The sequence below is a fragment of the Actinomycetes bacterium genome (assembly GCA_036510875.1).
GTDB lineage: Bacteria > Actinomycetota > Actinomycetes > Prado026 > Prado026 > DATCDE01.
Genome location: DATCDE010000223.1, coordinates 1 through 17,840, shown reverse-complemented (window position 1 = coordinate 17,840; position 17,840 = coordinate 1). Strand labels below are relative to the sequence as shown.

17 protein-coding genes are annotated in these 17,840 nt (G+C 72.2%); 4 read left to right on the top strand and 13 right to left on the bottom strand.

Annotation, left to right across the window (positions count from 1 at the left end):
* Nucleotides 1-76: 76 nt before the first annotated feature.
* From VIM19_13000 to VIM19_12970, 7 genes are all read right to left on the bottom strand, one after another.
* Nucleotides 77-574, bottom strand: a complete 498-nt coding sequence (locus VIM19_13000) for a hydrogenase maturation protease (protein HEY5185794.1) — start codon at nt 572-574, stop codon at nt 77-79.
* Nucleotides 571-1,878, bottom strand: coding sequence for a Ni/Fe hydrogenase subunit alpha (locus VIM19_12995; protein HEY5185793.1), 1,308 nt, complete (start codon nt 1,876-1,878; stop codon nt 571-573). The genes VIM19_13000 and VIM19_12995 overlap by 4 nt, the downstream gene beginning before the upstream one ends.
* Nucleotides 1,875-2,708, bottom strand: a complete 834-nt coding sequence (locus VIM19_12990) for an oxidoreductase (protein ID HEY5185792.1) — start codon at nt 2,706-2,708, stop codon at nt 1,875-1,877. The genes VIM19_12995 and VIM19_12990 overlap by 4 nt, the downstream gene beginning before the upstream one ends.
* 1 nt (nt 2,709) lies before the next feature.
* A complete protein-coding gene (locus VIM19_12985) occupies nt 2,710-3,570 on the bottom strand; it encodes an FAD/NAD(P)-binding protein (protein ID HEY5185791.1) in 861 nt (286 codons plus the stop codon).
* Nucleotides 3,554-4,027: a cyclic nucleotide-binding domain-containing protein gene (locus VIM19_12980; protein ID HEY5185790.1), complete on the bottom strand. Its 474-nt coding sequence runs from the start codon at nt 4,025-4,027 to the stop codon at nt 3,554-3,556. The genes VIM19_12985 and VIM19_12980 overlap by 17 nt, the downstream gene beginning before the upstream one ends.
* A 2-nt stretch (nt 4,028-4,029) precedes the next feature.
* Nucleotides 4,030-5,184, bottom strand: coding sequence for a 4Fe-4S dicluster domain-containing protein (locus VIM19_12975; GenBank protein HEY5185789.1), 1,155 nt, complete (start codon nt 5,182-5,184; stop codon nt 4,030-4,032).
* 112 nt (nt 5,185-5,296) lie between these two features.
* Complete coding sequence (locus tag VIM19_12970; GenBank protein ID HEY5185788.1) at nt 5,297-5,785, bottom strand: GNAT family N-acetyltransferase; 489 nt, start codon at nt 5,783-5,785, stop codon at nt 5,297-5,299.
* A 46-nt stretch (nt 5,786-5,831) separates the two neighbouring features.
* On the opposite strand from VIM19_12970, the gene VIM19_12965 reads away from it, so the two are divergent.
* Entirely contained in the window at nt 5,832-6,659 is an 828-nt protein-coding gene (locus VIM19_12965; GenBank protein ID HEY5185787.1) for a class I SAM-dependent methyltransferase, read from the top strand.
* 916 nt (nt 6,660-7,575) lie between these two features.
* Here VIM19_12965 and VIM19_12960 read toward each other — a convergent pair.
* Nucleotides 7,576-9,087, bottom strand: coding sequence for an MDR family MFS transporter (locus VIM19_12960; protein ID HEY5185786.1), 1,512 nt, complete (start codon nt 9,085-9,087; stop codon nt 7,576-7,578).
* A gap of 49 nt (nt 9,088-9,136) precedes the next feature.
* Complete coding sequence (locus VIM19_12955; GenBank protein ID HEY5185785.1) at nt 9,137-9,916, bottom strand: class III extradiol ring-cleavage dioxygenase; 780 nt, start codon at nt 9,914-9,916, stop codon at nt 9,137-9,139.
* Between the two features lie 76 nt (nt 9,917-9,992).
* On the opposite strand from VIM19_12955, the gene VIM19_12950 reads away from it, so the two are divergent.
* Nucleotides 9,993-10,496, top strand: coding sequence for a MarR family transcriptional regulator (locus VIM19_12950; GenBank protein HEY5185784.1), 504 nt, complete (start codon nt 9,993-9,995; stop codon nt 10,494-10,496).
* A gap of 37 nt (nt 10,497-10,533) precedes the next feature.
* Here VIM19_12950 and VIM19_12945 read toward each other — a convergent pair whose 3' ends face one another.
* From VIM19_12945 to VIM19_12935, 3 genes are all read right to left on the bottom strand, one after another.
* The gene (locus tag VIM19_12945; protein HEY5185783.1) at nt 10,534-12,834 is read right to left on the bottom strand and encodes a heavy metal translocating P-type ATPase; all 2,301 of its coding nucleotides are present in this window, start codon (nt 12,832-12,834) and stop codon (nt 10,534-10,536) included.
* 220 nt (nt 12,835-13,054) lie between these two features.
* Nucleotides 13,055-13,510 carry a MarR family transcriptional regulator gene (locus VIM19_12940; GenBank protein ID HEY5185782.1) on the bottom strand — a complete coding sequence of 152 codons (456 nt, stop codon included), beginning with the start codon at nt 13,508-13,510 and terminating at the stop codon, nt 13,055-13,057.
* Nucleotides 13,507-15,261 carry an MFS transporter gene (locus VIM19_12935; protein ID HEY5185781.1) on the bottom strand — a complete coding sequence of 585 codons (1,755 nt, stop codon included), beginning with the start codon at nt 15,259-15,261 and terminating at the stop codon, nt 13,507-13,509. Before VIM19_12935 ends, VIM19_12940 begins: the two co-directional genes overlap by 4 nt.
* A gap of 134 nt (nt 15,262-15,395) precedes the next feature.
* Here VIM19_12935 and VIM19_12930 point away from each other — a divergent pair, with 134 nt between their 5' ends.
* Nucleotides 15,396-15,851: a hypothetical protein gene (locus VIM19_12930; GenBank protein HEY5185780.1), complete on the top strand. Its 456-nt coding sequence runs from the start codon at nt 15,396-15,398 to the stop codon at nt 15,849-15,851.
* Between the two features lie 12 nt (nt 15,852-15,863).
* On the opposite strand, the gene VIM19_12925 is transcribed toward VIM19_12930, so the two are convergent.
* On the bottom strand, nt 15,864-16,859 hold the full coding sequence (locus VIM19_12925) for a magnesium transporter CorA family protein (GenBank protein HEY5185779.1): 996 nt from the start codon (nt 16,857-16,859) through the stop codon (nt 15,864-15,866).
* Nucleotides 16,860-16,976: 117 nt separating this feature from the next.
* Here VIM19_12925 and VIM19_12920 point away from each other — a divergent pair, with 117 nt between their 5' ends.
* Entirely contained in the window at nt 16,977-17,711 is a 735-nt protein-coding gene (locus VIM19_12920) for a GNAT family N-acetyltransferase (protein HEY5185778.1), read from the top strand.
* Nucleotides 17,712-17,840 lie beyond the last annotated feature (129 nt).

Here is a 17,840-nt window from a genome sequence, read left to right as displayed (position 1 = left end):
GACCGGCCGGCGTCGTCGACGACGACCGTCCCGTCGCCGGGCACCTCGACGACGCGGCAGGGCCGGCCCAGGCACATCAGCGCACCTCGTCCCCGGCCGCGCCGTGGGCATCGCGACCGTCGGCGCCGAAGCCGTGGACGGCGGCCCGCACGGACTCCACGGCCGAGTCGACCCGGCCGCGCACGTCCGCCGACAGCCCGTGCCCGGTGCCGAAGTCGCAGCCGGCCACCCCAACGACCACCAGGTTCTGGGGCAGCCGACGCAGCGCCCGGGACAGCTCGACCGCCGACGCCACGCTGAACGCGTGGGTGCCGCCGCAGGTCGCCCAGCCCGGCAGTGGGCCCTGGTCGACCCGCAGCGTGACCACCCGGGGGCCGTCGCCGGGTTCCACCCGGACGGCGTCGACGACGACCACGTCCGACTCGCCGTCCCACGCGTCGATCAGCCGGCCCGGGTCGACCAGGGGGAGCACGCGGACGCCGGGCAGGCCGAGCGCGGCCACCCGGGCCGCCACCACCGGCCCGACGCCGTCGTCACCACGGTCCGGGTTGCCGACGCCGATGACGAGGGTCATGTCCGGTCCACGTGCAGGTCGAGGAAGTGGGTCGCACACGAGATGCACGGGTCGTAGTTGCGGATGGCCTGCTCGCACTGGCGGGTCAGCTCGTCGTCGGGCAGGTCGAGCCGGTCCTGCACGAAGCCGCGCAGGTCCGCCTCGATGCTCGGCTGGTTCTGCGACGTCGGCGGGATGATGACGGCGTCCTCGATGGTGCCGTCCTCAGCCAGCCGGTAGCGGTGGATGAGCAGCCCGCGCGGCGCCTCGGTGCCGCCGTATCCGACCCCTGCCCGCGGCTCGACCGGCACCGCCGGGACCGGCGCGCCCCGCCAGCTGTCCACGACCCGCAGCGCGACCTGGCAGGCCTCCACCAGCTCCACGGCGCGCACCACGATGGACCGGAACGGGTTGCGGCAGGTGTCGCCGAGCCCGGCCGCCGCTGCGGCCTCCTTGGCCACGTCGGTGAGCACGTCGTGGTTGAGCGAGTACCGGGCCAGCGGGCCGACGACGTACGGGCCGGAGCCGCGCAGCCAGGCGTGCAGCGCGTTCGAGTGCTCCACGTGCTGCTCGGCCACGTGCTCGTCGAAGCGCTCGACCGGGAACGCGAGCCCGGTGCTCGTGATGAGCGAGCCGGACTCCAGTGGGTAGCCGTCCTCGCGGCGCAGCGACAGGTAGGTGTACGGCTGCTCGAAGTCCGGCGTCTCGAACCCGGCCACCGCCTGGACGGTCGCGATCGAGTCGGCCAGCGCCTGCTCGAGGACGGGGCGGAAGTCGCGCAGCTCGGCCGGCGTGGGCAGCCGGTAGAAGCCCCCGATCCGCACGTTCACTGGGTGGATCGCCCGGCCGCCGATCAGCTCGAGCAGCTGGTTGCCGGCCTTCTTCAGCCGCAGCCCCTGCTCGACCAGCTCGCGGTAGTCGCGCGCCATCTCCACGGCACCCGGGTAGCCCAGGAAGTCGGGGGCGTGCAGCAGGTACACGTGCAGGGCGTGGCTCTCGATCCACTCGCCGCAGTACAGCAGCCGGCGCAGCTGGCGGATCTCCTCGGGGACGACGACCCCGCAGGCCTGCTCGATCGCGTTGCAGGCGGACATCTGGTACGCCACCGGGCAGATCCCGCAGATGCGCGCGGTGATGTCCGGGGGCTCGGTGTACGCCCGGCCACGCAGGAACGCCTCGAAGAACCGCGGCGGCTCGAAGATCTGCAGCTGGACGTCGGTCACCGTACCGCCGTGCACCTGCACGTGCATGGCGCCCTCGCCCTCGACCCGGGCCAGCGTGTCGACGGACAGCACCCGCCCGTCGCCGGTCAGCCGGTGCGTCATGACTCGACCTCCCGCTGCTCGTGCCGGGTGCTCTCGTCCTTGAAGGCCTCGGCCCCGGCGTTGAAGGTGCGGAAGAACCGGACGACGTCCCGCTGGGGCATGCCCAGGTCGACCAGCCGGTCGGCGAGCGAGGCCGTGTTGGCCGAGCGCACCGGGCCGAAGCAGCCGAAGCAGCCCCGGTTGTAGGCCGGGCACAGCGCTCCGCACCCGCCGTGGGTGACCGGGCCGAGGCAGGGCGTGCCGTGGGCCACCGCCACGCAGACGGTGCCGCGGCGCTTGCACTCGGTGCACACGCTGTCGGTGACCAGCCGGGCCGGCCGGTCCTGCAGGAAGGCGGCCAGCAGCTCGAGCAGCTGGCCCTTGTCGACCGGGCAGCCGCGCAGCTCGGCGTCCACCGGGACGTGGTCAGCGATCGGGGTGGACCGCTCCAAGGTGGAGATGTAGGACGGGTGCGCGTAGACGATCGAGCGGTACTGCTCGACGTCGGCGAAGTTGCGCAGCGCCTGGATGCCGCCGCTGGTGGCGCAGGCCCCGATGGTGATGAGCGTCCTGGAGACCTTGCGGATCTCCTGGATCCGCTCGGCGTCCCCGGCCGTGGTGATCGAGCCCTCGACGAGCGACAGGTCGTACGGCCCGGCGACCACCGCCCGGGTGGCCTCGGGGAAGTAGGCGATGTGCACGGCGTCGGCGATGGCGAGCAGCTCGTCCTCGCAGTCCAGCACCGACAGCTGGCAGCCGTCGCAGGAGGCGAACTTCCAGACCGCCAGGGTGGGTCGGTGGTCGGTGGGGCCGGCGTAGCCGGAGTAGCCGGTGTCGGCGGTGGTCGTCACGTCACACCTCCCGCAGGTCGAGCAGCGGGGCCAGCCGGTCGTAGCCGAACACCGGCCCGTCGGCGCAGACGAACAGCTCACGCAGCTGGCAGTGCCCGCACAGCCCGATGCCGCAGACCATGCTGCGCTCCATGGACAGCCGAATCCGATCGGCTGCGACCCCGCGGTCGGTGAGCGCCAGGGCGACGAACCGCATCATGACCTCGGGCCCGCAGACCAGCGCCAGCGTGCGCTTAGGGTCGAAGCCGGCGCGGGGCACCAGCTTGGTGACCAGGCCGACCCGGCCGTGCCAGGACGGCGGCCCGTAGTCGACGATCACCTCGACGTCGACCCCGCGCTGCTGCCACTGCTCGAGCTCGCGCCCGTACAGCACCTCGTCCGGGGTACGGGTGCCGTAGAGCAGCACCACCCGACCGTAGGCGTCGCGGTCGGCGAGCACCTCCAGCACCGCCGGCCGCAGCGGGGCCAGCCCGATCCCGCCGGCCACGAACACGACGTCGCCACCCTTGCCGTCGCCGGCCCGCCAGCCGGTGCCGAACGGGCCCCGGACGCCGAGCATGCTGCCCTCGCGGGCCTGGACCAAGGTGTGGGTGACCCCGCCGACGTCGCGCACGGTGTGCTCCAGCGGCCCGCTCACCGGGCCGCTGATCGAGATGGGCACCTCGCCGACCCCGAACGCGGCGAGCATGGTGAACTGGCCGGGCTGGTGTCCCAGCCGCCGTCCACCGACCGGCTCGAGGGTCAAGGTGACCGTGTCGCGGGTGTCCTGGCGGTTGCCGACCACCCGGAACGGCCGCGGCACCATCGCGTCCGGCGCCGGACCGGCCGGCGGCTGGACGGCGGTGTCAGTGGGCACGGTCACGGGGGGACCCGTACATGTCGAGCATCCGGACCCGGGCGGCCTGCATGCGCTCGTACATCACCGAGGACACCCGCTGCATGAGCGCGTAGCCGAGCCGGGGGTCGTCCTCGCACTTGCCGCGCAGGCAGGTGCCGTCGAACGCGACCGCGCTCGTCTCCACCACCGCGCGACCGTCGAACACGTAGCGGTACGGGGGCACCAGCCAGGAGAAGCCGATGACCTCGCCGTCCGCCACAGTGTCGATGACGACGGTGCCGCGCTCGGCGCTGTGCACCTCGATGGCGACCGATCCGTGCCGCACGATGAAGAACCGCTCGGCGGACCCGCCCTGCTTGAACAGGAACTCGCCGGGGTGGAAGTGCACGTTGGTCGCGCACCCGGCGACCAGCCGCAGCTCCGGTTCCTCCAGCCCGGTGAAGAACGGGTGGTTGGGCAGCAGCTGCTCGATGGTGCGCATGGTCAGACCTCCCGTGGCTGCGCGGCTGACCGCAGGACCGCGGCCTCCGCCGTGATGTCGATGGCTGCCGGGCACCAGGTGATGCAGCGGCCGCAGCCCACGCACCCGGACGAGCCGAACTGGTCCTGCCAGGCGCCCAGCTTGTGGGTCATCCACTGCCGGTACCGGGCGCTCGGCGTCTCGCGCACGCTGCCACCGTGGATGTAAGAGAAGCCCCCGGTGAAGCAGGAGTCCCAGACCCGCCACCGCTCGGCCTTGTCGCCGGACAGGTCTGCGACGTCGCGCACGCTCGTGCAGAAGCAGGTCGGGCAGACCAGCGTGCAGTTGGTGCAGGACAGGCAACGGCTCGCGACCTCGTCCCATTGCCGGGACTCGGCCTGCTCGTACAGCAGATCGCGCAGGCCGTCGGTGTCCAGCTGGCGGCCCATCCGGTCGGTGGCGTCGGCCACAACGGCTGCGGCCGCGCTGCGGTCGTCGTCGGTGGCCACCCGCACCGGGACACCGGCGGACAGGACGGCGGCACCGCGCTCGCTGACCACCTCGACGAGGAAGCGGTGGTCGGTGTCGACGTCCAGCTCGGTGAGCACGAGGTCGGCGCCCTCGCCGGGGTGCGGACCGGTGCCCATCGACGCACAGAAGCAGGTGCCGGACGGCTCGGCGCAGGCCACCGCGACGACCAGCAGGTCGGTGCGGGCCGCTAGGTAGTGCGCGTCGGCGGCCGGCCGGTCGGCCGAGCCGAGCACCCGGTCGTGGACGGCGATCGCCCGCAGGTCGCAACCGCGGACCCCGAGCAGGGCCAACCGCGGGGGCGTCGTGTCAGCGGGTTCGATGGTGAAGCCGTCCGCCGTGCGCTGCCCGCCCCACAGCAGCTGCCGGGCCGGGAACAGCCAGGGCTTGAATGACTGGGCGCCGCTGGCGTAGCCGAACAGGGCGCCGTCGCCGCGCTCGCGCAGCCGGTAGTGGCCGGCGTCCTGCTCGTCGCCGACCCCGCGCGGCAGCGCCTCGATGGTCTCGATCGCGGTGTAGGTGATGGCGCCGTCGCGGACGCTGGGGCCGACCACGGTTCGGCCGTCGGCAAGCAGGACGTCGATCAGGGCCTGCAAGCCGCTCAGGTCGAGAACGACCTCGTCTCCGGCTCGTGCGCTCGCTGTGGGCATGTCCGCCTCGGCCTCCTGCGCTCCATCCTCGGTGGGGCTGCCGGGCGCAGGGAGGGCCAATGGTCCCAGCGGCAACGAGACGCCGGTCACCCGGCAGCCGTCGCGGCTCCGCTCAGCGCAGGCGCCGGAACATCACGTGCAGGCCGACCAGGCCGTGCCGCGGGTGGTCGAAGGCCTCGGGGACGGTGCCCAGGACCTCGAAGCCGAGCTGCTGCCACAGCCGCACTGCGGCGGTGTTGGACTCGACCACCGCGTTGAACTGCATGCTGTGGTAGCCCGCCTCCCGGGCCCAGCCGAGCGCGTACTCGGCCAGCGCGCGGCCGACCCCCCTGCCCTGGAGCACGGGGTCGACCATGAAGCTCGCGGTGGCCACGTGGGCGCCGCGGCCGGGCCGGTTCGGGCCCATCTTGGCCGAGCCGAGCACCGTGTCGCCGTCCACCGCAACGACCGTGCGTCCCGGTGCCGGCTGCATCCATAGCGCCCGGCCGGCGTCGGGTGACAGGCCCTCGGGGTAGGCGTAGGTCTCGCCGGCCGCCACGATCGCCGCGAAGAACGGCCAGATCCGCGGCCAGTCCTCGTCGGTCGCTGCTCTGATGATCACCCGGGGAGTATGACCCGGACCGGTCGGGCGTGCCACGGTGGGCTCCGTGAGCGACTACCGAGCGGTCAACCGGGCGAGCTGGGACGAGCGCGCGCCCGCCCACGCGGCGTCCCCCGACTACGCCTTTGCGCGCTTCGTCGAGGACCCGATGTTCCTCAGCGACGTGGTGCGCTTCGACGTGCCGCGTCTCGGGGACCTCAGCGGCCTGCGCGGGGTGCATCTGCAGTGCCACATCGGCACCGACACCGTGTCACTGTCCCGGCTGGGCGCGCGGATGACCGGGCTCGACTTCTCCGCAGCCTCGCTGGCCCAGGCTCGCCGACTCGCCCAGGACTGCGGTGCGGACGTCGACTTCGTGGAGTCCGACGTGTACGCGGCGACCGAGGCGCTGGAGCCGGCGGCCTTCGACCTGGTGTTCACCGGGATCGGCGCACTGTGCTGGCTGCCCGACGTGCGGCGGTGGGCTGACGTCGTGGCCGGGCTGCTGCGGCCCGGCGGACGGCTGTTCCTGCGTGAGGGCCACCCGATGCTCTGGGCCCTGGACGACGCCCGCCCGGACGGCCTGCTCGTCGTCGACTACCCCTACTTCGAGCGGCCCGAGCCGCTGGTCCTCGACGAGCCGGGCACCTACGTCGAGACCGACACGACCTTCGAGCACAACGAGACCCACGAGTGGAACCACGGGCTCGGTGAGACCGTCACCGCGCTGCTGGAGGCCGGCCTGCAGCTGACCATGCTGGTCGAGCACGACAGCGTGCCCTGGGACGCGCTGCCCGGCCGGATGCAGCGCGGCGACGACGGCGAGTACCGGCTGCTGGACCGCCCGTGGCGGCTGCCGCTCAGCTACACCCTGCAGGCCACCCGCCTCCCCTGACCTTCCTGCATGACGGGGGGGGTCGAGGGCGGCCAGCAGGGTCTCCGGGACCAGAGCCGGACAGCGGCCCGCGCTAGCGCAGGCAGCAGGCGAAGTCGACCTCGGCGAGCACCCTCGACCTGCTCCTCCACGGTCGGCGCGTCCTGCCGGTCGAAGAACAGGAACTCGGTGCGGAGCAGCCCGAAACGGAAACGAAAGGTGGAGGTCTACCCCGGCCGGTGCGTAGCGTCAGCCCATGAGCCACCCCTCCTGGCCGCTGTTCGACTTGACCCTGACGACGCGCGACCTGCTCCTGCGCCCGATGACCGAGGCCGACCAGGCGACCGTGGCCCGGCTGCTGCCGGATGACGTCGAACTGGACCCCGCGGCCACCACCTACCCGGGGCTGGACGAGCGCGCCACCCACGGCGTCGTCGTCCACCAGGCGTACTGGCGCGGTTACGGGACCTGGCGGACCGAGGCGTGGCGGCTGAACTTCGCCGTGCTCCGCGACGGCGAGCTGATCGGCGCGCAGGAGCTGGAGGGCAACGACTTCCTCGCGCTGCGCACCGTGGACACGTCATCGTTCCTGGTGACTTGGGCTCGCGGGCAGGGCCTCGGGCGGCAGATGCGCTCGGCCGTGCTGGCGCTGGCGTTCGGGCCGCTCGGAGCCCGAGCGGCGATCACCGAGGCGTGGCACGACAACCACGCCTCGCTCGGCGTCTCCCGCGCCCTGGGGTTACCAGCCCAACGGCGAGGCGCTGCACCGCCGTGGAGACGACGTCGACGTCATGGTCCACTTGCGGCTGACCCGAGAGTCGTGGCTGGCGCGCAGAGACCGGCCCGACGTGACCATCAGCGGCTTCGACCGCTGCCGCCCGTTCTTCGGCCTCCCCCCTGCATGAAGGGTCCGTTCTGTGCGTGTGGGGTGGGTCGCCTACGGGGTGATCTCGTGGGTGCGGCGGGGCATGAACAGCACCGCGATGAACATCAGGACGGCGACCACGACCAGGGCCTGGAAGACGTGCTGGGTGGCATCGAACAGCGCCGAGCGAAGGAAGTTGGCCACCACCGACGGCTGCCCTGTGTGCCTACCGAGCATCAGGCTGGTCGTGTCCAGGCTGGCCGGCAGCCGGCCACGCAGGGCCGCCGGCACATGGTCGAGCCGGTTCGCGAGAGTGGCGTTGGCGATGGCCCCCAGCACCGCCACCCCGACGGCGCTGCCCATGGAGCGGCTGAACATGTTGGTCCCGGTCACCACCCCGCGGTTCTCCCAGCCGACCACCGACTGCACCGCCACGACGATGGGCGCGTTGGACAGCCCCAGCCCCACCCCGACGACGAAGCAGGCGGCCCCGACCTGCCACACTGCCGAGGACGATGTCAGCAAAGCGACGCTCACCGAGCCAAGGACGACGACGACCCCGCCGATGAGCGCGGTGTCCCGGAACCCGATCCGCAGGTAGATCCGCCCGGAGAACGCCGCGGCGATCGGCCAGCCGACCGTCAGCGCGGCCAGCGCGAACCCGGCCACCAGCGCACCGGTGCCCAGGACGCCCTGCACGTACGTCGGCACGTACGAGCTGAGCCCGATGAGCAGGGCGCCGACCATCACCGCGGCCAGGTTGCCACTGACCAGCGTTCGGTGCCGAAACACCCACAGCGGCAGAACCGGCTCGACCGCCCGCCGCTCGACCTGGACGAAGGCCAGCACCGCGAGGAGTCCTCCACCGAGCACCAGCAGGCTCTGCGGTGACCCCCAGCCCCAGGTGACGCCACCCTCGAGCAGGCCGAGGATGAGCAGCGAGCACCCGAGGGTCAGCATCGCGGCGCCCAGGAAGTCGATCGTGTGCTCCCGGTGGACGACGTCCTCGTGGAAGGTACGCACCAGCATCCACACGGCGAGCGCACCGACCGGGACGTTGACGAAGAAGATCCAGCGCCAGGAACCGTACTGGGCGAACAACCCGCCGAGGGTCGGTCCGAGGACCGACGAGACCCCCCACACGCTGGCGATGTAGCCCTGCACCTTGGCCCGCTCGGCGACCGTGTAGAGGTCGCCCACGATGGTCATGCTGATCGGCTGCACCGCACCAGCCCCGAGCCCCTGCAGGCCGCGGAACACGATGAGCGCCGTCATGCTCCAGGCGAACCCGGACAGCACCGACCCCAGCACGAACAGGCCGATCCCGAACAGCAGCACCGGTTTGCGGCCGATCACGTCGGCGTACTTGCCGTACAACGGCACGGTGACTGCCTGGGTCAGCAGGTAGATCGAGAACAGCCAGGGGAAGCTGGAGAAGCCGCCCAGGTCACGCACGATGGACGGGATGGCGGTGGCGATGATCGTGCTGTCCAGGGCCACCAACGCGATGGAGAGCATCAGCGCCGCGAGTACCGGCCCCCGCTCCGAGCGCAGCCCCACGCCACCCGACGTCGTCTCCGTCATGCCTTCGGCCCCATGGGCCGCAGCCTATTCAACCGGTGGTTCGCTCAGGTCAAGCGACCTGGACGGATCGCTTGGCCAGCCCCAGGAAGAACCCGTCGATCACCTGAGCCGGTGGGGCCCCCGGGTCGGCGGCGGCGCCCAGGGTGACGAAGAGCGGGGCGAAGTGCTCGACCGTCGGATGGGCGTACGGCATGCCCGGCGCCCGGGTGCGGAACGCCGCGAGCTCGTCCACGTCACCGCGAGCGAATGCGTCCGCGGCCCATGCGTCGAAGTCCGCCGACCAGCCCGGCGCGGCGGCGTCCACCCGGAAGTCGCGCAGGAACGGCAGTCCGTGGGTGAGAAAGCCGGACCCGATGACGAGCACCCCCTCCTCGCGCAGCGGGCGCAACCGGTGGCCCAGCTCCATCAGCCGGGCCGGGTCCATCGTCGGCATCGACACCTGCAGCACCGGGACGTCAGCGCCGGGGTACATCACCTTCAGCGGCACCCAGGCCCCGTGGTCCAGGCCGCGGCTCGGGTGCGCGTGCACCGGCTCGTCGTCCGGCATCATCGCGGCGACCCGCCGGGCCAGCGCGGTCGCCTCCGGGGTCCGGTAGGTCATCCGGTAGTACTTGGCGTCGAAGCCGCCGAAGTCGTAGACCAGCGGCGTCCCGGCGGCCGGTGCGCTCAGGGTCAGCGGCGCCGACTCCCAGTGCGCCGACACGATGAGGATCCCGGTGGGCCGCGGCAGGGCGCCGGCCCAAGAGGCAAGCTGGGCGGTCCACAGCGCGTCGTCCAGCAACGGGGGCGCGCCGTGCCCCAGATACAGCGCCGGCATCGGCTGACTCATGCTCGCCTCCTCGTCGCGGTCCACCGTAGGTGCATATACTTGAATCGTCAAGTAATAGTACGCTACGCTGGTCGCCATGACGCAACCCCGGTGGCTCACCGACGACCAGCAGCGGGCCTGGCGCAAGCTTGCCGCGCTCATGACGCTGCTGCCGTCGGCGCTGGATGCTCAGTTGCAGCGGGACGCCCAGCTCACTCACTTCGGGTACTGGACGCTGGCCATGCTGTCCGAGGCCCCTGACCACAAGCTGCGGATGAGCGAGCTGGCGGCCCGCAGCAGCGCCTCGCAGTCACGCATCTCCCACGCCGTGGCCAAGTTGGAGGAGCGTGGCTGGGTGCGCCGCGACCCCTGCCCGGAGGACCGGCGCGGCTTCGTCGCCGTGCTCACCGACGCCGGTTACGCCAAGCTCGTGGAGACCGCGCCGGGGCACGTCGACAGGGTGCGCGATCTGGTGGTCGACGCCCTGACCGACGCCCAGCTCGTGGAGCTCGAGCGGGCCTGCGACGCCATGCTCGAGCGGTTCGACGTGGACCCGGCGGCCGTGCCGGACGCCCTGCCGCGCCCGGCCGTCCAGGCCTGACCCGGCTCCATCCGCGTACCGCCTCCTCACCGTCCGCTCAGGCATCGGCGAGCAGGCTGAAGACGCTCTCCTCCTCCTGCGCGTTGTGCAGCCGCAGGACGCCGTAGAGCCCGTACAGCACCCGGCGCAGCTCCAGCACGTCCTCCGGCTCCGGCTGGGCGACCCCGAGCTCGTCCAGCAGCCGGCGCAGCCGCGCCACCTGGTGGTCGATCTCCGCGTGGGTGCGGCTGAACGAGCCCACCGGGTCCGGCCCGCCGAGCACCCTGGCCATCAGCGGCACCAGCTCGGCCTCCTCGGCGTGCTCGTGCGGCAGCAGCTCGGCGTCCAGCCTGGCCATCAGAGCATGCACCGGCGCGAGGTCGCCGTCCCTGCGGTCGAGCGAGTCGGCGACGTCCCGCAGCTGCTCCACGATCGGCCGGGTGGCCAGGTGCTCAGCCTGCAGCCGGGCGGCCAGCTCCGCGTCGGCCACCGCCATCCGTACCGTGTGCCGCTGCCCCGGCAGCACCGCGCGCAGCGCGCTGAGGATCGCCAGCACGTCGATGACCTCCTGCAGCAGCGCCCCGGCGGCCGGCGGTAGGTGGCCCAGCGCCGCCACGACCATGGCCACGAGGGACAGCCCCATGCCCAGCAGCACGCTCTCCAGCGCGATCCGGCGGCAGCGGCGCGCGATCAGGATCGCGTCGGCCAGCCCGTCGATGCGGTCGACGGTGAGGACGACGTCGGCGGCCTCGGACGATGCCGTCGCCCCCCGCGCCGCCAGCGCCACGCCCACGTCGGCGGCGGCCAGCGCCGGGGCGTCGTTGACGCCGTCCCCCACCATGATCGTCGGCCCGTGCTCGCGCTCGGCCATGACGACGGCGAGCTTGTCCGCGGGGTCCCGGTCGGCCTGGACGGCGTCCACGCCCACCATCCGGCCGACCGACTCCGCCACGTCCGCGCGGTCGCCGGTGACGAGCACCGTGCGGGTGATCCCCGCCTGCCGCAGCGCCCGGACCATCCGCGGGGCGTCGCCTCGGATCGGGTCCTCGAGCAGAAACGCTCCCGCCGGCTGCCCATCGAGCGCGGCGAACACCGTGAGCGAGCCGTCCAGCGCGGCCCGGCGCCGAACCTGGCGGGCCCAGCCGGGCAGCTCCCCCGGCAGCGCCCAGCTCACCTTGCCCAGGCGCACCCGGCGGCCGTCGACGACGCCCTCGATGCCGTAGCCGGCCCGCTCGACCACCTGCTCCGGCAGCACGAGAGGCAGCTCCCGCGCGCCGGCCGCGGCGACGATGGCCCCGGCCAGCAGGTGCGGTGAGACCTGGTCGAGCGAGGCCGCCACCCGGAGCAGCTCAGCCGCCGGGGTCGCCGCGTCGGGCGCCACCACCTCGACGACGACCGGCTGCCCGCGGGTCAGCGTCCCGGTCTTGTCGAACAGCAACACCCGCCCGGCGGCCAGCCGCTCGAGTGCGCCGCCGCCCTTGACCACTACCCCGACCCGGGCGGCCTGGGACAGCCCGGACATGATCGCGATCGGGGCCGCGAGCAGCAGCGGGCACGGCGTCGCGACGACGAGGACGGCGACCGCTCGGACCGGGTCCCCCGTGGCCAGCCAGGCGGCCCCGGCGAGCAGCAGGGTGAACGGCACGAAAGCGACCGCGAACCGGTCGGCCGTGCGCACGAACGGCGCCGAGGAGGCCTGGGCCTGCTCGACCAGCCGCACGATGTGGGCGTAGGTCGAGTCGGCGGCCACCGCGGTGGCCACCAGGGTGACCGGCGGCCCGGCATTGACCGCACCGCTGCGGACCTCCTCGCCCGGCTCGCGCTCCACCGGGAGCGACTCGCCGGTGAGCATCGACTCGTCGAGCACGCCCCGCTGTTGTAGCCGGCCGTCCACCGAGACGACCTCGCCGGGGCCGACGACGACCTGGTCCCCCCTGACGACGTCCTCGACGGGGACCTCGGTGATGGTCCCGTCCCGCAACCGCCGCGCCGTGCGCGGCGCCCGCTCCACCAGCAGGCTGAGGTCGCGGCGGGCTCTGGCCTCGGCCCTGGCCTCCAGCAGCCGTCCACTCGCCAGCATCACGGTGATCACCGCACCGGCGAACGGCTCCCCCACGGCCAGCGCACCGGCCAGCGCCAAGACGGCGATCAGGTCGACGCCGAGCTGGTGGCGCCACAGGCTGGCCAGCATCCACCCCGTCGAGACGACCAGCCCGAGCGCGGTGTCGGCCGCCCAGCACGCGTCGCCCAGCCGGGCCGCCCCGACGGCGTGCGCCAGCGCTCCCGCGGCCAGCATCAGCAGCGAGAGCGCGAACAGCAGCATTTCGAAGTGGCTGCGCAGCCGCTTCACACCGTCCACCCTGCCGCCTGGGCCGGGCGCGGGTGATGAGCCGAAGGTCCTTCCGGAGCCGCTTGCTCAGCGCAGCAGGGGCTCGTCGCCGACGCTCCGGCGGACCAGCTCGCCGATGCGACGCGCTCGCGACGGCTCCCGCTTGGCTCTGGCCACCCACCAGAGCACCATGGCGGCCAGTCCGTCCGTTGCCTTCGTCCAGTGCGGGCCCGCGCGGCGAGGGGGTGGACTACCCCTCGGTGTCCATCCGCTCGACCGCCTCGACCACGGTCTTCAGCAGGGCCCGCTGCTCGGCGGTCAGCGCAGGCAGCCGGTCCATCAGCGCCTGCCCGCGGGCCTTCCGCAGCTCGACCACCATCGAGCGCCCGGCCTCGGTGATCTCGACGAACGCGGACCGGCGGTCCTCGGGGTCGGTCCGCCGCTTGATCAGCTTCTCCTTCTCCAAGGTGGCCACGATCCGCGACAGCGTGGCCGGTGTGACGCCCTCTCGGACCGCCAGGTCACCGAGCCGGATCGGTCCGACGTCCATGATCGAGGCCAGCGCCGAGAGCACCCCCGGCCCGAACGGGGCCGGCTGGTTGCGGCGCGTCCAGCGCACCCAGCGGCCGATGGCAGTGTCCAGCCGGGCCGCCGTCTCCAGGTCCACCTTCCTGGTCGGCAGCCGTCGGCCACTTGAGGTGCTCATGAGGCACTCCCTGCCAGTGCTGTCGAGGAACCAGTGGAGAGCGCTTCCTCGTACACGAAACGCCCCCCCGCCAACCATGACGCTATCGCGGCGATGACCATCATCAGCGCCGCCACGGCGAAGACCACGACGAGTCCGTGGTGCAGCGGCTCGCCGACGAGCTGCGGGAAGAACCGGGTCCCGGTCAGCGTCGCGACGTCCTGGTGCGGCAGTGTGTCGAGGACGCCGAACGGCTGCAGCAGCGTCCGCATCGGGTTGTAGCCGAGGAAGGCCGCGAACAGGCTGCCCACGGGCGACAGCCCGGAGACATGGTCGGCCACGGTGGACGGGACGCCCTGGGCCGTCAGCCCGGTCCGCAGCGCCTCGGGCAGCGCCGACGCCAGCCCGACGATCATCACCGAGAAGAAGATCCCGATCGACAGCGCCGAGCCGGAGTTGAAGAACGTGCCCCGCATGCCGGACGCGGCACCTCGCTTGCTCGCCGGCACGCTGCTCATGATCGCGCTGGCGTTGGGCGAGGAGAACAGCCCGGAGCCGATCCCGTTCAAGGCGATGAGCAGGGCGAAGGACCAGTAGGGGAAGTCCACCGGCAGCAGGGCCAGCCCGAGGAACGACACGGCCACCACCAGCAGCCCGAGGACGGCGAACGGGCGCGCGCCGTAGCGGTCGGACAGCCACCCGGACGCCGGCCCGGCGAGCAGGAACCCCGCCGACAGCGGGAGCAGGTAGATGCCGGCCCACAGCGGGGTGCTGGAGTAGTCGTAGCCGTGCAGCGGCAGCCAGGCCCCCTGCAGCCAGATGATTAGCATGAACTGCAGGCCGCCGCGGCCCATGCTGGCCAGCAGCCCGGCCAAGTTGCCCAGCCCGAAGGCCCGGATCCGGAACAGCCCCATGTGGAACATCGGCTCGGCGGTGTGGGTCTCGATGATCCCGAACGCCACGATGAGTGCCACGCCCCCGATCAGCCCGCTCAGCACCCACGGGCTGGTCCAGCCCATGGTGTGGCCGCCGTAGGGCTGGATGCCGTAGGTGATCGCGGCCAGCAGCACGCTCAGCCCGACCGCGAAGGTGAGGTTGCCCGGCCAGTCCAGCTGGCCGCGACGGCGCCGTCCGGTGTCGTGCAGCGACCGGTAGGACCAGACCGTGCCGAACAGCCCGACCGGCACGCTGACCCAGAAGACCGCCCGCCAGTCCCACTCGGACAGCACCCCCCCGATGACCAGCCCCAGGAATGAACCGGCGATGGCCGCTATCTGGTTGATTCCGAGGGCGAAGCCCCGCTGGGTGGCCGGGAACGCGTCGGTGATGATCGCGGTGGCATTGGCGAACAGCATGGCCCCACCGATCCCCTGGACCACCCGCCAGCCGATCAGCCACAGCCCGCCGGCACCGGCGTGGAACGGGTTGACCGACAGTGCGATCGAGGCGACCGTGAGCACCACGAACCCGAGGTTGTAGATCCGCACCCGCCCGTACATGTCCCCGAGCCGGCCGAACGTGACGACGAACACCGCCGTGGCCAGCAGGTAGCCCATGAGCGTCCACAGCAGGAAACTCACGTTCCCGGCCCCGAGCGGGTCCAGGCCGATCCCACGGAAGATGGCCGGCAGGCTGATGATCACGATGGACGAGTTGATCGTGACCGCCAGCATGGCCATCGTCGTGTTGGACAGCGCGACCCACTTGTAGTGCGGGTGAGTCTGGTCGTATCGACCGCGATCGGTGGCGTGCTCGGCTGAGGTCACGGTCATGGGCAGAGGGTCTCCGACGACAGTTGTGAGGTTGGAAGTTGCTTAGGTTAGAGCAACTGTTGCCTGCCCCGCATTCCGGCCCGCCGTGCGCGAGGTGGCATGCTGGCAGCCACCTGATGCGGGAGGTCGGACTGATGGATGTCGACGTCGTCCTGGGGGATGCCCGGGACCAGGTCATGTCGGAGTCGTACGCGGCGCTCGAGCGCTCGCACCCGGTCCACTACGAGGCGTTCGGCGAGGAGACCACGCGCCGCTGCCTGGCCAGCCTGTTCGAGCTCGTGGTCGCCGGGATCCACGACCGCGAGCTGGCCAGCATCGTGCGCTACTCCGAGAAGGTGGCCACCGAGCGGTTCGAGGCCGGCTTCGACATCGGTGAGGTGCAGACCGCCTACAACGCGCTGGAGGAGGCCATGTGGCGACACCTCATCCAGGTCGTGCCTCAGGCGGAGCTGGCCGAGGCGATCGGCCTGCTCAGCACCGTGCTGGGCGCCGGCAAGGACGCCCTGGCCCGGACCTATGTGTCCCTGGCCAGCCAACGCCACGTGCCGTCGCTGGACCTCTCGGCGCTGTTCGAGGGCACCGTCTCCTAGCGGACGCCGTCCCTACAGCCAGTCCTTGCGCCGGAAGGTGACGTACAGGCCGACGGACATCCCCACGATGACCAGGCTGGAGACGATGAAGCCGCTCTGGTGAGCGAACCCCGGGTAGGGCAGGTTCTGCCCGTAGAACCCGGTGATCGCCGTGGGCACCGCGATGATCGCCGCCCAGCTGGTGACCTTCTTGGTGATGACGTTGAGCCGGTTCCCCTGGATGGTCAGGTTGGTCTCCAGGATCGTGGTGACCATGTCCCGCAGCGACTCCGTCCACTCGGTCGCCCGCAGCACGTGGTCGTAGACGTCCTGGAAGTACGGGACCATCGACTCGCTGATCACCTTGAGGTCGCGCCGCATCAGCGAGTTGACCACCTCGCGCATCGGCAGCACCACCCGGCGCAGGGTGACCAGGCTCTTGCGCAGCTCGAAACTGCGCCGCTGCACGTCGGTGGAGCGCGACTCATCGTCGAACAGCAGGTCCTCGAGCTTCTCGATCTCCTCGTCCAGGCTCTGCACGGCCTCGAAGTGGCCGTCGACGACGTGGTCCAGCAGACCGTGCAGCAGGTACCCGACGCCATGGACGGCCAAGTCCGGGGACTGGTCCCAGTGCTCGACCACGCCCTCCATGTCGAACGACGGGTCCTTGCGCACGGTGACCAGTGCGCGGGGGGTGATGAACGCCGACAGCTCGGACAGCGCCAGCCGCCCGGTCACCCGATCCAGCCGCACCGCGTAGACGTTGAGAAAGTCGTGGTTGGCGTAGCGGTCCAGCTTGGGCCGCTGCAGGGTGGACACCGCGTCGGCCACGGCCAGGTCGTGCAGGTCGAGCTCGTCGGCCACCAGGGTGACGATGGCATCGCCCGGCGCGCACAGGTCGACCCACACCACCGTGTCCGGCTCGGCGAGGTACTCGCTGATCTGCTCGACCGGGAAGTCCTCCCCAACCAGCGTCCCGCGCCGGTACAGCCGCGTCCGCGTTTCCGGAGTCCCCTGCTCACCCGCCACCGCGCCAGGCTAGTTGCTTGAAGGGTCCCTTCTGTGCGCCTGGTCGCACAAACCGCACCTTCATGGACGACGGCACGCCTGTCGTCGCCCGGGCGTCAAGGGAGGGACACTGCGGCCATGTACACAGAAGGGACCCTTCGGGCCGGGGTTGGGGGTGAGGTGCCGCAGCGGCTGGCGGAGCACCTGGCCGACTGGATCGGCCAGTGGCCGCCGACCGGCCCCCTCACGATCGTCGGCAACCCGCGTAACGGCGCGCCCGGCTGGGACGGCCGGCCGCACCCGGTCACCGGCGTGCAGGACCCGCAGGGGCGGGCGGTCGTGGGCGTCCCTCCGCAGTTCGCCGAACCGACGGCCGCGGCGCTCGCCGACGGCCGCCTCACCAGCCTGGACGACGTGCGCCGGACGCTGCCCGACCTGCTCGGCCGGCCGGGTCACGTCGTCTACCACGGGGTCTTCCGCTGGACGACCGTGCCGGCCCCCCTCTCTGACGCAGGCGCCTGGGCCGACGTCGACGACCCACGCGTGCCGGAGTGGCTGCGCCCGTTCGGCGGGCAGGTGCTGATGGCCCTCGACGACGATGGCCGCTACCTGGCCGGGGTCGGCATCAAGCGGCACGACCCGGCCGGGCACGAGCTGGCCGTGGTCACCGAGCCGCGCGGCCGTGGCCGGGGACTGGCCCGCCGGCTGGTTGCGCAGGCCGCCCGCCACGTGCTCGACCTCGGCGCCGTCCCGACCTACCTGCACGGCCCGGACAACCTGGCCTCGGCCCGGGTCGCCGACGCATCTGGCTTCCCCGACCGCGGCTGGCGGGTCCTCGGGCTCAGCGAGTACCCGGTCCTGGACGCCGACTGACCCAACACCGCCCGCCCAGCCCCGCAGGAAGGGTCCCTTCTGCGGGTGGAGGGGTTGCGGACGGGGAGGGGCTATCGGGTGCGATCGAACGGAGGGCGCTCGTCCAGCCGGATGGACAGCCGGCCGGCC

Excerpts from the sequence above, each read along its gene's own strand:
- VIM19_13000 (HEY5185794.1), bottom strand. The coding sequence starts at position 574 with ATGACCCTCGTCATCGGCGTCGGCAACCCGGACCGTGGTGACGACGGC.
- VIM19_12995 (HEY5185793.1), bottom strand. The coding sequence starts at position 1,878 with ATGACGCACCGGCTGACCGGCGACGGGCGGGTGCTGTCCGTCGACACG.
- VIM19_12980 (HEY5185790.1), bottom strand. The coding sequence starts at position 4,027 with ATGCGCACCATCGAGCAGCTGCTGCCCAACCACCCGTTCTTCACCGGG.
- VIM19_12975 (HEY5185789.1), bottom strand. The coding sequence starts at position 5,184 with ATGCCCACAGCGAGCGCACGAGCCGGAGACGAGGTCGTTCTCGACCTG.
- VIM19_12960 (HEY5185786.1), bottom strand. The coding sequence starts at position 9,087 with ATGACGGAGACGACGTCGGGTGGCGTGGGGCTGCGCTCGGAGCGGGGG.
- VIM19_12955 (HEY5185785.1), bottom strand. The coding sequence starts at position 9,916 with ATGAGTCAGCCGATGCCGGCGCTGTATCTGGGGCACGGCGCGCCCCCG.
- VIM19_12950 (HEY5185784.1), top strand. The coding sequence starts at position 9,993 with ATGACGCAACCCCGGTGGCTCACCGACGACCAGCAGCGGGCCTGGCGC.
- VIM19_12940 (HEY5185782.1), bottom strand. The coding sequence starts at position 13,510 with ATGAGCACCTCAAGTGGCCGACGGCTGCCGACCAGGAAGGTGGACCTG.
- VIM19_12935 (HEY5185781.1), bottom strand. The coding sequence starts at position 15,261 with ATGACCGTGACCTCAGCCGAGCACGCCACCGATCGCGGTCGATACGAC.
- VIM19_12930 (HEY5185780.1), top strand. The coding sequence starts at position 15,396 with ATGGATGTCGACGTCGTCCTGGGGGATGCCCGGGACCAGGTCATGTCG.
- VIM19_12920 (HEY5185778.1), top strand. The coding sequence starts at position 16,977 with ATGTACACAGAAGGGACCCTTCGGGCCGGGGTTGGGGGTGAGGTGCCG.